Source organism: Trinickia sp., assembly GCF_036503415.1.
GTDB lineage: Bacteria > Pseudomonadota > Gammaproteobacteria > Burkholderiales > Burkholderiaceae > Trinickia.
In genome coordinates, this window is record NZ_DASXWY010000058.1 from 17964 (window position 1) to 32544 (window position 14581).

The window sequence follows — 14581 nt, forward strand, 5'->3', positions numbered from 1 at the left end:
GCGGTGACGGTACTTCCACTTTGGTATGTCTGCTATGTCTGACTACACTCCGAATGAGACTGAATTCGTTCGATGCGATGCTCGAGTTGAACTCGCGATACTCCGCGGCACTTCAGCAAATTCGCCTTGAGCTGCACGGTTTTGTCTTCACCAATTCCGACGAGTACGAGCCGGTGCCGGAAGCAGTCGCCTTCTCGCAAAACCTGGTATTTTCTCAGCGAGTCACCGTTACCATCCAAAGATGCGGCGACAGCGGCCAGGACTGCGACGTCGACCTCGGTCACGATGTAAAGCGTATGAACAATACGCGACCCGGGATACAGGGCTTCGATTGAATCGACGCTGAATCCACAGCTTTGAATTTGCGCGTTCATGACGGCGTCCAGCACGACGTTTCCCGATAAATCAAACAACCCTTCGGTTAGTTTCGAAATTCTTCTTTGCACGCTCGACGGCCTCCCAGTCGAGCTCGAAACCGAGACCGGGCCCATCTAGCACAGGCAGCCCTCCGTTCCGAGGTGTGAGATCCGGCTTGGTCACGATGTCCCACTCGAGAAATCGGGTCATGTGCTGGTTCGCGTCGTCCAAGTTCGGTATGGTTGCGGCAATCTGATTCGATGCAGCAGTCGTGATACCAGTCTCGTACAGGCCATGGATACAGATATTCACGCCGGCCGCCTCCGCGATGTGAGCAACCTTCGATAGCCGGGTGAGGCCGCCCGTCTCATGCAGACCGACCACAATCAGATCGGCCGCCTGTTGTCGGCAGACGTCGAAAGTCTCGAACGGGGTAAAAACAGACTGATCGGCCGAAATCGGTATCGGGCTCGTGCGGCGCATCTGCGCGAGAGCAGACACACTTTCGCAATGAGTCGGCTGCTCAATCACCTCGACGTCCAGCGGGAGTAGCTGTCGGGTCATCCTGCCGAACTGGATCGGGGTCCAATGTTCGTTCGGATCGACACGCATGCGCAGGTCCGGCCCGATCGCCTCGCGAACGGCTCGCGCGGTCTCGAGATCCAGATTGTCGCTGCGCCCGACTTTGAAGTAGATAACTTCGAAACCTTTTTCGGCTAAATTTGAAGCGTCTGCAGCAACTTCCGCAGCCGTCTCTCCTTGGGCAAACCCGAAGTAGCGGATCTCATCTCGAACAGCACCACCGAACAGAGCATGCACTGGTTGACCGACGGCTTTCCCCATCACGTCCCACAGGGCCATTTCAAGACCACTGAACACCTGCCCGGAAAAGCGCGGGGAGCTGCAGGTACCAAGCCCCTGGAAAAGCCGTTGGTACCCTTCCGCCATCAATCGTGTGTTCTCGAAGGGGCTACGACCGATACAGTTTCTTGCAGCTTCCTGGAGATATGCGGCGATTGACGCAGCTGAAGGGGAGCCAATCGACTCGCCATAACCAACGAGGCCATTGTCCGTGTGAACTTCGACGAGCACGACTTCAGCACCGTGAATCACCCCTTGGGCCCAATAGTAGGGACGGGTGTACGGGACGAGCAACGGTGTCGTCTTGACGTCAGTAATTCTCACAGCAGCCTCCAAATCAGTGCGCGAGTGATTCCCACAGCGTAGTCCATCAGACAAAGCCAAATACCAACGTCGCCCGCGTATTGCCCGCCAGCCATCTCATCGTCAATGCCGCTAGATCCGCTGTGGCTGTGACTCGCGCCCCACTACCGATGTTCATCGGCTTCACCAACCGGCCCCGCTCGCTCCCGCGCACATTTAACTGGCCGCGCAGCGGCTGCGCAGGAGCGCGCCGAAAACCTAGGACAAACCTACTGTTGTCGACGCCGCAGGTGTCGCTTGAACGGTGAATCCGTTGGTATGTATCCTATCTAGCCGCATTTAGGCTAGTATTGAACGAATCGGACCAACCTTTGAACGCTCTGGACTGATCCGCGTTTTCACCTAGGCAATTCAACCCGCGATATGACACTATTTCTATGGACGAGTGCGCGTCTCCCGTCGAAAACTGTCGACCTGATTCCCGAAACTCGCGGTGAACCCTCCGAGAGTCGCCATTTATTACACTGATGAAAGCTCATGAACGCCGCTGATTTTGAGGCACTGGCGCCCCATCCCCCACTACTGCACGGAATCGAGCCGACAATCCGGGTTGGGTTTATTCTTTCACCGCAATTCACCCTGCTGCCGTTCGCGGCATTCATCGACAGCCTTCGGCATGCTGCAGATGAAAGCGACTACAGTCGGCAGATTTACTGCACTTGGAAAATATTGGCTGAGCGCCTCGACGAACCGATCCGGGCAAGCTGCGGCTCTTTGATTCTCCCTGAACAGGAGCTCAAGGAATTTGGTGACCTGAATTTCATCGTCGTCGTGGGCGGCCTGCTGCCTGCGTGCTTGAACCTTAGTGAGGCCCATCGAAGCTTCATCCGCCACGCGTACGACTCGGGAATCACTGTCGTCGGACTTTGTACGGGCAGCTTTATCCTCGCTGACCTTGGACTTCTTGATGGCCGTAGATGCGCGGTTCACCATGAACACCAGGCAGCGTTCCGTAAATTGTTTCCAAAGGTCGAGGTTGTTTCGGATGAGATGTATATCAGCGACCGAGGTGTCCTGACATGCCTCGGTGGCACCTCTGCACTAGATCTCGCATTCCATCTCATTGACTCGCATTGCGGCAAGGCGCGAGCAGTGAAAGGCCTGACCTCCCTCCTTATCGAGAGGCAGCGCTCGGCGTCCCGTTTCCCACATCGCGCGTACGGACACCTCGCCGTATGCGGAAGCAGAAAGGTCGAAACCGCAATAGAGATTATGGAGCGGCACATAGCGACGCCCTATCCAATCGGCGTATTGGCCGACAAGGTAGGTTGCAGTGAGCGTGAATTGTGCCGGTTATTTGCCAAATACGGGAATGAAAGCCCCGCAGAAACCTGGCGCAATATCCGTCTTGCACAAGGGCACTGGCTTCTGCTGAATTCGGATCGAGGGATTGCTCAGATCGCAAGCGAATGCGGCTTTTCAGATGCAGCTCACTTTAGCCGCTGGTTCAAAGCCACGTATAAGGAAACACCCGACGCGTTCAGACGCCGAAGACGCATAATGATGAACGCCTAGCTGCGACGGCGGACGGAAAAGAGGCCATTGAAAGGTGCCGCGTCTGTATGACCGAGGCGTCAAAGAATCTCGTAAACATTCGACTGCCGAATCGCCGGTGGATTGTCTTGTTGCGCGGCACTCGGGCCGCGTTCGTCGTAGCAATGTACTGGCGCTTGTGCCAAGCGCGGATGCCGTGCTGCGCCATAAGTTTATAGATCGGCGCCTTGGCTACCCGGTCTGCTTTAGGCGCGACCGAATACGACTCATTCGACCACGCGGTCTACGACTTCACACACGGAGGAGCGCTGACTGATTGGACTCAATGGCGAATCGCGTGTTTGCCTCAGATCCCTCCGACCACAACATACGTCGGCTCACATCCAATCGAACTTAAGAAACGCCCCCAACCATCGCGTGCCAGGGCAATGGTCGACGTGTTCACAAGCGGATGAAAGAGCAGCCGCGACACATCGCACAGACTCTCGTCGATCACGAGCTCCACCGATCCTTCCTTGTCGTTGATTAGCGCGAGCGGCGACAATGCACGGGGCACGACGCCCAAACGGTCGAGCAGTAGATCGGCTGAGCACAGAGAAAGCCGTCCACACCCCAGCCCGCGCCCCAACGATGCGGCATCGACCTGGCGATCCGCTTGCGCGACGACCAACAGCAATCGCCGCTTCTTCTTGTCCTGCATCAGGAGGTTCTTGCAGCGTACACCCTCGACGCTGAGCCCAAGTCGAGCGGATTCCAACATCGACGTCACGACGGCATGATGTGTTTCCTCGTAAGCAATCGCGTGCTCATCCAGATGAGCCAGCACTTCTTGCCTGCCTGCAAGCCAACGTTCCTTTCTATAGGACATGGCTAAGAAACTCCCGCGTGCGCGGATCCCGCGGGGTATCGAAAAATTCCTTCGGTGATCCGGACTCCACGATCAGCCCTTTGTCCGTGAAAAACACCTGATGCGCAACCTCACGCGCAAAGCGCATCTCGTGCGTCACCAAGATGCTGGTCATGCCTTCCGACACGAGATCTCTGATGGTAGTCAACACCTCCTTCACTGTCTCCGGGTCGAGTGCCGCAGTGACTTCGTCGAATAGCATGACACCGGGACGCATCGCCAAAGAGCGCGCAATGGCCACGCGCTGCTGCTGCCCTCCCGACAATTGCCCCGGGAAAGATTTCTCCTTGCCCGACAATCGAACCTTGGCAAGCAGTTCAACTGCACGCACCTCGACCTCCTCTTTGGGCTGACGCAAAACGTTGATCGGCGCAAGCATCACGTTTTCCAGCACCGTCATATGGGGGAAAAGATTGTATTGCTGAAACACCATTGAGACATCCTTGCGCAATGCGATGCGATCCTTGTCGCTGCGCAGCGTATGCACCGCATGACCCGCCGCATAGACCTCCCCCTCGTCGATGTCGACGAGACCATTGATACAGCGCAAGAGCGTCGATTTGCCAGATCCAGACGGACCGATCAATGCCGCCGCCGTCCCTTTCTCCACTTGTAAGGAGACACCGCGCAATACTTGGTGCGCCCCAAAAGCCTTCTTTACATCGCGCACGGATACGATCGCCTCCGCCGCTCGTGGTAAAGGCGGACGTGCGCTCGATGGCGCCAGTTCAACTCGCTGAGTGGCCGTCATATGTCCCTCCACATTCTTCCTGTATTGGTTAGCGCGCATCGGCTTATCGATAGCGACGTTCGAGCTGCTTCGTGAGCATCGCGATCGGGGCGCAGTACGCAAAGAAAAGTACGAGAATGAGGCCGTAGACGGGCATCATCAGCGCGGGATTGGCGAGCGCGGACAGCACCGAACTTGCGATGCTGACGCTATCGTCGACGCCTACGATTGAGACCAGTGGCGTCGACATCATCAAGATTGCGTATGTGTTCATCCAAGGCGCCGCCATGCGCTTGACGGCTTGCGGCAAGATGCACAGTTTGAGCGTCTGCCTGCGCGTGAGACCGAGTGCGGCCGCCGCCTCCCACTGCGCGGTAGGCAAAGACTGTATGCCACCGCGAACCACTTCGGACACGTTGCCCATTACCGGGAAGGAAAGCCCGACGATGCCCTTAACCCAAGCGGGGAATGGCACCGACAAACCCAGGACGTTGATCTGATATGGCATCAGATAAATGCAGAAGAACAAGATGACGAGCCACGGCGCGTTGCGGAAGAATTGCGTAATCCACCCGCTTGCCACCCGCACGCCTTTGTGGTGCGATATCTGCCCAATGCCCACTGCCGTGCCCAGGACGGTTCCGATCGCCATCGCGACAAAGCTGATCAGCACGTCGAATGCGAAACCTTTGAGAAGCACGGGAAGCCATGGGATCAATGTCGTCCAGTGGGCACCGTCAGCGCCGGCAGCGGTAGTCTGTGCGCTAGCCACGGCCGGGTAAGCCAGAACGAGCAAACCGGCAGCGGCAAGCAACGACGGCGAAATTGAATGACGCTTGCTCATTGTTTCCCCCAGCCAGGTACAGCGATCGACTTTTCCAACCTATTCATCAGCATCACGAACACGCCGATGACGCCCAAGTAGAAGACCAGCAAGACGATCATCATCTCGAGTGTGTTCAGGTCTTGAGCCCAGATCTGCGAGGACACATACAGCAGTTCCGGTACGGCGATCGCGTAGGCGTTGGTCGTCGTCTTGATTAGGTTGATCAAGTTATTGCTCAGCGCCGGCAAACTGATGCGTAGCGCGAGCGGCATCACGACTTTTCGAAACGTTTGCAGATGGCTCATTCCGAGTGAGGATGCGGCCTCCAACATCGAATGCGGCACCGCCTCGATTCCGGAGCGAAAGATTTCGACGTTGAATGCTCCGGCAAACAGGATCAGCGAGACAACAGCCCACCCGATATTCCCGAGCAGCGGCGTGGGAGCGCCGGCCAGATGAGTCAGAAAGGGACTCAGTGCGAAGTAAAAGAAGTACAGCTGCACGAGCGGCGGCGTGTTCCGGAATATCCACACGTAGGCGTCCGCGCACAGGCGCAGCCCTCGTGAATGCGAGCGCTGGAAAAACGCACCGACCGCGCCCAACACGACGCTCCCCGCGATCGATGCGGCCGAAAGCACGAACGTCATCGCGATGCCGCGCACGAACGTGTGCCATTCGAACGCGTCGTAGAACACCGAGAAGTTGACGCCGTAGTGCGCGTTCAACCACTGAAAGAATCCAGCGGCATTGATCATCTATTTGCTCCTCTCAAAGGCATCGCCCGATGGCTTGCACCATCTCCATCGCAGCGCTGCCTCTGGTCTCCAACTCTACCTATTTTACGAAACGTCAAAACGTAGGACGCGTCGATTCCTCGATATGACGGCGAGCCTCGACCGCGCTGAGTACGCCGCTCTCCTCGAGGATCTTGATCAGCGGCTGCCCTTCATGCACGGACTGCCGTGCCAATTCGCTGACCTTCGCGTATCCGAGCGTAGGCACGAGCGCCGTGGCCACGGCCATCGATTCGAACACATGCCGCTCGTTGACTTCGACGTTTGCCTTAATGCCTTGCACGCACTTTTCTCGGAATAGACGAACACCATTCGTCAGCAACCCCAACGATTCGAATACGCGATCGGCCACGACGGGCTCGAAGTGATTGATCTCCAATTGGCCGCATTGGACGGCTTGGGCGACGCAGTTATCGTTACCGACGACCGCGAACCCCAACTGCACGATCGACATCGGCACCACGGGATTGACCTTGCCGGGCATGATCGACGAACCTGCCTGCACCGCCGGCAAAGTAAGCTCCGCGAGTCCACCGACAGGACCCGACGAGAGCAGAATCAAGTCGGAGGCGATCTTGCCGAGGGACGTGCCGCACACGCGCAGTTCAGCAGAGACGCGCGAGAACACATCGAGGTTTTGCATTGCATCGAAGGCATCGTCCGGCGCACAGTAGGCAATGCCTGTCAGAGAAACCAGGTGCGCGAATACCGCTCGCCGGTAGCCGGCCGGTGCGCCGAACCCCGTACCGATCGCAGTACCGCCGAGCGGCAATGCGAGCAGCTTTTCGCGAGCAGCCAGCAACTCATTGGCGAGTCGCTTCGTCAGCGAGGCATAGCCGCCGAAGACTTGACCCAATCGCATCGGCTGCGCATCCTGCAGACACGTTCGGCCCAGATGCAGTACGTCGCCGCACTCGATGGACTTGGATTCAAACGCCTCAGCGAGTTCCGACAACTCGGCAGCGAGCGGCACGATCAGTTCGTAGACCGCCATTTTCATCGCGGCCGGATAGACGTCGTTCGTCGATTGCGAGCGATTGACGTGATTGTTCGGATGCACGAAGTCGTAGCGACCCGGCACGCCGCCGAGCAACTGCTGCGCGCGATTGGCAATCACTTCATTGAAATTCATGTTGGTCGACGTGCCGCCCGACCCTTCGAGCAGATCCACCACGAACGAGCTGGAGTGCTGGCCATCGACGATCTCGCGGCATGCCCCGACGATCGCTTGACACTGCTCCTCCGTCAAGACACCCAGATCGCGATTCGCCAGCGCGGCGGCCCATTTGCATCGTGCGAACGCCTTGACGAACTCGGGCACATCCGCGATCGTCCGCTTCGACACGCGCAAATTCTCCACGCCGCGCACGGAATTCACGCCATACAGCTCATGGTTTGGAATGCTGACATCGCCCCAATAATCGCTTTCCGTTCGTGTCAAAGCCTCTGTGCTACCGCTCATGTTCAGTCTCCGTTTCGATGTCGATGAGTTTGGGAAGGTCGGCATGGATTTGTGCAAGCCGTTGCAATAGCGACGTCGACACGATCGAATGAGCGATCGCATAGACGTCGTCGAATAGATGGCTGTATTCGTCGCGGCGTGCGACGAGATAAAGCGAGCGGCCCGAGGTCGATGCACTCAGGAAATGCAACTTCACTTTTCTTGCGTACTCCCCGGCTTGCAACAGGCACATGGGTGTCGTAATCGCCCAGCCGATGTCGCCCGCGACCATCGACGTCAGCGTGTCGGCCGTATCGACTTCAAGGCGGCGAGCAATCCGGACATCGATACGACGCAGGTAGCGCTCGATTTGTGCCCCGATGTGCGACTGCCGATTGAAGCGGACGATCGGCAATGCCTCCCCAAGCGCCCGCAAGTCCGCAGGTGTACGTACGGCGCCCGTTTGCTCTTTGGGTGTGATCACCACGAATGGTTCGGAGAGCAGCCGCCGACGCTCGATGCCGTCAAGGTCCGCCAATGGATCCGTCGAGATGACGAGATCGAGGTCGCGCCCGACGAGCCCCTCACTGTGATAAGGCGAGAGACCCGTGCGGACGGAAAGCGTGGTGGACTCATTCAACATCGCCTTGATGAACGCAGGCCCGCATGTCCCAGCAAAGGAATCGACGAGCCCGACGCGCACGTCGGGTTTGATGCCTTTGCTCGCATCGATGACATGCGCCTTCAAACGATTCAAATCCTCCAGGAGCACCATGCCGCGATTGCGCAGCGTCAAGCCTGCAGCCGTAAGGGTCAGCGGGCGCCGCTCGCGATTGAACAGCACCACCCCGAACTGATCCTCGAGTTGTCGGATGCTTTGCGACACCGCAGACTGAGTCAGGCCGAGCCGCCTCGCGGCATTCGACATGTTTCGTTCCTCAGCGGTGGTCACGAAGATCTGAAGGGTTTGCATATCCAAGTTCTTGAAGGCGGGCACGGTGATCCCTCTCATGGGTGAACTTTAAGCGTGGCTCAGTAGACGATCAAATGATAGACGTCCACTATCAGTAACGCTAATACTATCTCTGAGTTTTGCTAATAGCGTGCCCCGATTATTTGAAAACCGACATTTGGCTGCGTAGGCTGGGATTGCTCGGACACGCATCTGGCGATCCGAGCGAGAGGTCATACATAACCGGCATCAGCCTGAATCCTGGAGGAGTCCATCGTGAAATCGCTGTTTGGAATTGCCCTGTCGCTCTGCGTGGCGGCTTTCGGCATGCAGGCGCATGCGGGTACAGATGCGTTGAGTCAGATCAAGAGCGCGGGCGTCATCAAGATCGGCGTGAACACGGACTACAAGCCGTTCGGCATGCGCGATCAGAGTGGCCAAATCGTCGGGATCGAACCTGATTTGGCGCGTGATATCGGCAAGCGGCTGGGGGTAAAAGTCGAAATGGTCCCGGTGCAGCCGGCGAACCGGATTCAGTTTCTGCAGCAAGGACGCATCGACGTCATTTTGGCGAGCCTGACATACAACCAGGAGCGGGCGAACGTGGTCGACTTCATCCAGCCTTTCTACTACGCTGGCGGTACCGGCTTCATCGCGCGTAAAGGCTCGGACGTCAAGAATTGGACCGATCTTCGCGGGAAAACGGTGTGTGGCGTGCAAGGCACCTACTACAACCGCGCCGTCAGCGAAAAGTACGGCGTGAATATCGCCGCGTTCGCCGACCTCACCCAAGCAATCAATGCGTTGATGAACAACTCATGCGTCGGTTTCGTCGAAGACAGCACGGTGACTGGACAGTTGCTGAACGACGGCAAGCTGAAGGATTTCGCTGCGCCGCTGCCCCCGGACGACGTGCAGCCGTGGGGCCTGGCGGTGGCGAAGGACAACGCGGAGACGCCGCTCGCCAAGTTCTTGTCGGGCACGGTCGCCTCGTGGCACAAGAGCGGCGAGCTGATCAACTTGGAGAAGAAGTGGGGACTGCCGGCTTCCGAGTGGCTTCAGGTCCAGCATAAGAAGGCGATGTAAGGGATATCGCGATTGATCACGCACGGCTCGTCATGTGATGCGACGGATTGAATTACATTCCGTTGTTCGTCGAAACACAGTCGCTCTGTTGATGTCCATGCAGAATTGACCCATCTGAGCCAGTAGCTGGCGGGTCAGAATTCGGTGGAAATCAACAGGCGCTGCTCCCCCGCTCCCAAAATGTCGGGCGATCTTAACCATCGCCGGGTTCCTCGCGAACCTTGCGCGCACCATTAGTCGCAGTAGCCCAGCATTTTCCCGACGCCTCGAATGCGATAACATCGACCGCCGCCCGCAGCGTGCATTGTGATATTTCTCCGATCGGGTAAAGGAGGATGATGCGTCGGGGTTGCATTCCGAATAGCTTTAGTAGCCACCGAGCGTGACAGGGCCGAATGCGGAATTGCCGCCCGCGCGCGATATTGATGGAGCGTGCGGACGAGTACGCGGCGTTGACGGTGCTATTGAAGATCGAATGTTAAAAGCCGGGGGATTACCGAACTGGCATCGCTGTCAGCCGCGTGCGCATTGCATGTGGTCCGACACTCAGAACCGCACGCGCAACCCAGCGCTCGCCAGAAACTGAGCATTGGTCGCCGAGGGACCTCCGCTGCCACCAATGAATGCACCGTCGAAAATCGTTCCCGAGGCGCCGCTCACGTGCTGGTATTCCGCCATCAGATAGACGTCGGTGCGCTTTGAGAGCGAGTATGCCGTCATCAGATTGAACTGATTCCATCGCGGCTTCGCGTGGGTCGACGTGTTCGAATATCTTCCATCGGTAAGCGTATAGGATGCTGCTACCACCCACGATGGCGTAACCAGATACCGAACGTTCGCTTCATAGTTGTTGAACGTCAAATCGGTCGGCATCCCGGCGGGCATAAGCGAGGCTGTGCTCCCACGATATGCGGCAGTCGTATCGCGATACCGTGAAGCACTCCATACGAGCCCCAGTGTGACCGGTCCGATCGCATAGCTCCCTCCCATGCCCCAGACCTGGCGGGTGCTCGCGCGAAACGTCGCATCGCCCGAGGTCGAGGAGCCGTCGAGTGCGCCCGCAGACCCGTCTCCCGGGCGATCGATCCTCATGTACCCGGCACTTACCGTGAACGGTCCGTGACTGTAGCTAGCCCCGCCGCTAAATGCCCGATTGTCCGAGAAGCCGCCTGCCTTGTTGGAGAACGCATACAGTCCCCCGAACTTTAGGCCGCTGTAATCGATGCTGGCGAACTTCACAGCGTTGTCGAGCCGGGATACGTTTCCGAAGCTATCGTTATCCATCGGATGCATGAACTCCAGCCCGCCGAGAAAGCTTTGCGCGAGACTCCGTGGCGCGAGAAAATCGACCACGGAGTCGTACTGCCGCCCGAGCGTCAGGGTTCCCAAAGGACTGGACATGCCCACCCACGCCTGCCGCCCGAACAGCCGCCCACCTTGCTGAAGGCCGCCGTTCGTCCCGGAGAATCCGTTTTCGAGCTTGAATATCGCCTGAAGCCCACCGCCGAGATCTTCGGCGCCGGTCACCCCCCACCGGTCGCCGACGATGTTCGACGAGGATGCGAACACGTTGCTCTTGCCCGCGCCGCTTGCGACGCGATTATTGCTAACATAAGAAACGCCATTGTCGATCAAACCGTATAGCGTAATCGAACTCTGTGCATGCGCCACTACTCCGATTGCGCTGCAACTCACAGTCATAAGAAGCTTTTTCATATGTTGTCTCCTGTCATTTGTTGAAATATGCGTGTTGTCACGCTCGTATTTGGTATGCGTCCGAGATGAACGCGCGACTGTGGCGCGACTACCCGGAGATGCGCAAGAGCATCAACGTGAGGACCATACATGAAGGTTGTGCACCGATCTAACCGTAGGTATGGCCCGAACAAAGGCGATCCGAGCGACTACGATTTCGACAACGCACAATCCGATGTTTTGCACGTCGCCGTGTTTGAAACGGAAACTGCGAGCAATCCACCCGCAATTGCGATATTTTTCCAAAAATGAAAAACCATATCCTCGCGCAGTTTCGGGTCCTCGAATAACCAGAAAGGATGCCCTACGAATGCCATGAAGACGATGTAGATCATCAAGAAGGGCACCAGTATCCGCAATCGAATCCCGAGGACCAGCAATAGGCCGCCGACGAGATCGCTCGCTATCGATGGCGCCGCAAGAATGTTGGGGATCGGTATGCCTCGTGAAGCGAGGTAGTCGACGAAGATGCTATACGCGAACAGGTTATGAATACCTCCGAAAATAAATGGAATGGATAAAAGGACACGTGCCGCGGGCAGCGAAGGCACATCCGAACGACAAGCTGGCTTCTTACGCAATGTCTCTCTCCCGGGAGCTCGAACTGTTATGCGGCCGTCTTGGAGCGGGCCACATCCACGGCAATCCCCAAATTATTTGTGGGCATTTTTCGAATCGGAAGGTTTTGCGTACAGGGTGCCGCTCGGACCGTATCCAGTGATCGCAACGAGGGCGGGTTCACCTCGCGTTTCACCGAAATGATTGACGTGAGCCGGTTCGGTATAGATGCCTCCAGCCGAAAGTGCCTTGAGCTTGCTTTCTTCGTAGGTATCGCCAAACCCTATATAGAAGGTACCGGACAAAACTGTCACAAAGCGCGAGTCGGGATGAGAAAGCGGCATGATGCGTTTATGCGGAGCCAGACGCAGCAAAACGGTATAGAGCCCAGGTCTGCTCGAATCGCCATAAAGCATTTCCGCGCTTTGACCTTTCACCTGGGACACGCCCACAGTTTTCGACGCACTCTGTGTGACGGCTAGTTGCTCGGGCGTCGCCACCATGACTTGCATTGGTGTTCCCGCGGGTTGGGCCGCAACGATAGTCCCGTAAATCGAAATCGCCACAGCAAAAATTAGATGCGAAAAAGTCAACTTCATCGATCACTCCTAGGTTGAGAGAAAGCGTCTGGACGTGTGCGTAAAGGCTGCCGTCGCACAAGCGGGGCGTGGCCTTTAAGCCGCTTTGATCATGTCCTCGATGACCTTCTTCGCATCGCCGAAGACCATCATCGTCTTGTCCATGTAGAACAGTTCGTTGTCGAGCCCCGCATACCCCGCCGCCATCGACCGCTTGTTGACGATGACGGTACGCGCCTTGTATGCCTCGATGATCGGCATGCCGGCAATCGGCGATTTCGGATCGTTCTTCGCCGCCGGATTGACCACGTCGTTCGCCCCGAGCACGAGCACGACGTCGGTCTGACCGAACTCGCCGTTGATGTCTTCCATCTCATGGACGATTTCGTACGGCACTTCGGCTTCGGCCAGCAGCACGTTCATGTGCCCGGGCATCCGCCCCGCCACGGGGTGAATCGCATAGCGCACGTCCACGCCTTTTTCGATGAGCTTATCGGTCAGTTCCTTCAATGCATGCTGCGCGCGCGCCACGGCCAAGCCATAGCCGGGGACGATCACGACCGATTCCGCATTGCCGAGCATGAACGAAGCGTCGTCGGCCGAGCCCGACTTCACGGGCCGCCGCTCCGCGGCTCCGCCCGCCGCTGCCGCGCCTGGTTCCGCACCGAACCCGCCCAACAGCACGTTGAAGAACGAGCGATTCATCGCGTGGCACATGATGTACGACAGAATCGCACCGGAAGAGCCAACCAACGAGCCGGCAATGATCAGCATCGCGTTGTTCAGCGAAAAGCCGATGCCGGCCGCCGCCCAGCCCGAATACGAGTTCAGCATCGAAACGACGACGGGCATGTCGGCCCCGCCGATCGGAATGATGATCAGCACCCCGAGCGCGAACGCGATGACCGTCATGATGATGAACGGCAGCCACGATTGCGTCAGGAAAAAGATGATCCCGAAGCCAATCATGCCCAGCGCCAGCATCAGATTGATCAGGTGTTGCCCCGGATAAACGACCGGTGCGCCCTGAAACAGCCGGAACTTGTATTTGCCGGACAGCTTGCCGAAAGCAATCACCGAGCCGCTGAACGTGATGGCGCCAACGAACGTGCCGATGAAGAGCTCGATGCGATTGCCGTAGGGCAGGAAACCTGCATCGGGTGCGTCCAAAGGCACGAGGCCGAATGCCGGGGGCTCGCTGACCACCGCATAAGCGATCGCCACGGCCGCGAGACCGATCAGCGAGTGCATGGCCGCGACGAGCTCGGGCATCTTCGTCATTTCGACGCGCGCGGCGACGTAAGCCCCCACCGCTCCGCCCACGACCAGGGCGCCGAACAGCAGCCCCAAGCCCAGCGCCAGGTTCGACCCGAGCAGCGCCGCTTGCTTGACGATCAGCGCGACCGTGGTGAGGATCGCGGTCGCCATGCCCACCATGCCGAACACATTGCCCGCGCGCGCACTCTTCGGATTGGACAGCCCCTTGAGCGCCTGAATGAAGCAGACCGAGGCGACGAGATAAAGCAGCGTAACGACGTTCATGCTCATTTACGCACCCTCCTTCGCGGCCTTCTTCGGCTCTTTCTTCTTGAACATCTCCAGCATGCGCCGCGTCACGAGAAAGCCGCCGAATACGTTGACCGCGGCCAGCAGCACGGCCAGTGTGCCGAAGAGCTTGCCCGGGCCGCCGACCGTCAGGCCAGTGGCGAGCATCGCCCCGACGATGACGATGGCCGAAATGGCATTGGTCACGGCCATCAGCGGCGTATGCAGCGCCGGCGTGACGTTCCACACGACGTGGTAGCCGACGTAGACGGCCAGCACGAAGATGATCAGATTGATGACGGTGTGATTGATGATTTCCATCGCCTCGTTCCTA

The 14581-nt window shown here is 57.9% G+C and carries 15 protein-coding genes; 2 read left to right on the top strand and 13 right to left on the bottom strand.

Annotation, left to right across the window (positions count from 1 at the left end):
* Positions 1-32: 32 nt before the first annotated feature.
* The gene (locus tag VGL01_RS07725; protein ID WP_331568268.1) at positions 33-389 is read right to left on the bottom strand and encodes a hypothetical protein; all 357 of its coding nucleotides are present in this window, start codon (positions 387-389) and stop codon (positions 33-35) included.
* Between the two features lie 16 nt (positions 390-405).
* Positions 406-1542, bottom strand: coding sequence for a mandelate racemase/muconate lactonizing enzyme family protein (locus VGL01_RS07730; RefSeq protein ID WP_331568269.1), 1137 nt, complete (start codon positions 1540-1542; stop codon positions 406-408).
* A gap of 516 nt (positions 1543-2058) precedes the next feature.
* On the opposite strand from VGL01_RS07730, the gene VGL01_RS07735 reads away from it, so the two are divergent.
* Positions 2059-3096, top strand: a complete 1038-nt coding sequence (locus tag VGL01_RS07735) for a GlxA family transcriptional regulator (protein WP_331568270.1) — start codon at positions 2059-2061, stop codon at positions 3094-3096.
* A gap of 325 nt (positions 3097-3421) precedes the next feature.
* Here VGL01_RS07735 and VGL01_RS07740 read toward each other — a convergent pair whose 3' ends face one another.
* The 6 genes from VGL01_RS07740 to VGL01_RS07765 form a co-directional block, all read right to left on the bottom strand.
* On the bottom strand, positions 3422-3901 hold the full coding sequence (locus VGL01_RS07740) for a prolyl-tRNA synthetase associated domain-containing protein (protein ID WP_331568271.1): 480 nt from the start codon (positions 3899-3901) through the stop codon (positions 3422-3424).
* Between the two features lie 31 nt (positions 3902-3932).
* Entirely contained in the window at positions 3933-4733 is an 801-nt protein-coding gene (locus tag VGL01_RS07745) for an amino acid ABC transporter ATP-binding protein (protein WP_331568272.1), read from the bottom strand.
* Between the two features lie 43 nt (positions 4734-4776).
* Positions 4777-5556, bottom strand: coding sequence for an amino acid ABC transporter permease (locus tag VGL01_RS07750; protein WP_331568273.1), 780 nt, complete (start codon positions 5554-5556; stop codon positions 4777-4779).
* Entirely contained in the window at positions 5553-6293 is a 741-nt protein-coding gene (locus VGL01_RS07755) for an amino acid ABC transporter permease (protein WP_331568274.1), read from the bottom strand. The genes VGL01_RS07750 and VGL01_RS07755 overlap by 4 nt, the downstream gene beginning before the upstream one ends.
* A gap of 94 nt (positions 6294-6387) precedes the next feature.
* The gene (locus VGL01_RS07760) at positions 6388-7794 is read right to left on the bottom strand and encodes an aspartate ammonia-lyase (RefSeq protein ID WP_331568275.1); all 1407 of its coding nucleotides are present in this window, start codon (positions 7792-7794) and stop codon (positions 6388-6390) included.
* Positions 7784-8746, bottom strand: a complete 963-nt coding sequence (locus VGL01_RS07765; protein WP_331568276.1) for a LysR family transcriptional regulator — start codon at positions 8744-8746, stop codon at positions 7784-7786. The genes VGL01_RS07760 and VGL01_RS07765 overlap by 11 nt, the downstream gene beginning before the upstream one ends.
* Before the next feature lie 255 nt (positions 8747-9001).
* Between VGL01_RS07765 and VGL01_RS07770 the strand changes: the two genes are divergently transcribed.
* Entirely contained in the window at positions 9002-9811 is an 810-nt protein-coding gene (locus VGL01_RS07770; RefSeq protein WP_331568277.1) for a transporter substrate-binding domain-containing protein, read from the top strand.
* A 546-nt stretch (positions 9812-10357) separates the two neighbouring features.
* Here VGL01_RS07770 and VGL01_RS07775 read toward each other — a convergent pair.
* The 5 genes from VGL01_RS07775 to VGL01_RS07795 all read right to left on the bottom strand — a co-directional run bounded on the left by VGL01_RS07775 (position 10358) and on the right by VGL01_RS07795 (position 14568).
* The gene (locus tag VGL01_RS07775) at positions 10358-11527 is read right to left on the bottom strand and encodes a porin (protein ID WP_331568278.1); all 1170 of its coding nucleotides are present in this window, start codon (positions 11525-11527) and stop codon (positions 10358-10360) included.
* A 188-nt stretch (positions 11528-11715) separates the two neighbouring features.
* On the bottom strand, positions 11716-12147 hold the full coding sequence (locus VGL01_RS07780; RefSeq protein WP_331568279.1) for a DoxX family protein: 432 nt from the start codon (positions 12145-12147) through the stop codon (positions 11716-11718).
* Between the two features lie 72 nt (positions 12148-12219).
* Positions 12220-12723: a cupin domain-containing protein gene (locus tag VGL01_RS07785; RefSeq protein ID WP_331568280.1), complete on the bottom strand. Its 504-nt coding sequence runs from the start codon at positions 12721-12723 to the stop codon at positions 12220-12222.
* A gap of 75 nt (positions 12724-12798) precedes the next feature.
* Positions 12799-14250 carry an NAD(P)(+) transhydrogenase (Re/Si-specific) subunit beta gene (locus VGL01_RS07790; RefSeq protein ID WP_331568281.1) on the bottom strand — a complete coding sequence of 484 codons (1452 nt, stop codon included), beginning with the start codon at positions 14248-14250 and terminating at the stop codon, positions 12799-12801.
* Positions 14251-14568: a proton-translocating transhydrogenase family protein gene (locus VGL01_RS07795; RefSeq protein WP_331568282.1), complete on the bottom strand. Its 318-nt coding sequence runs from the start codon at positions 14566-14568 to the stop codon at positions 14251-14253.
* Positions 14569-14581: the final 13 nt, after the last annotated feature.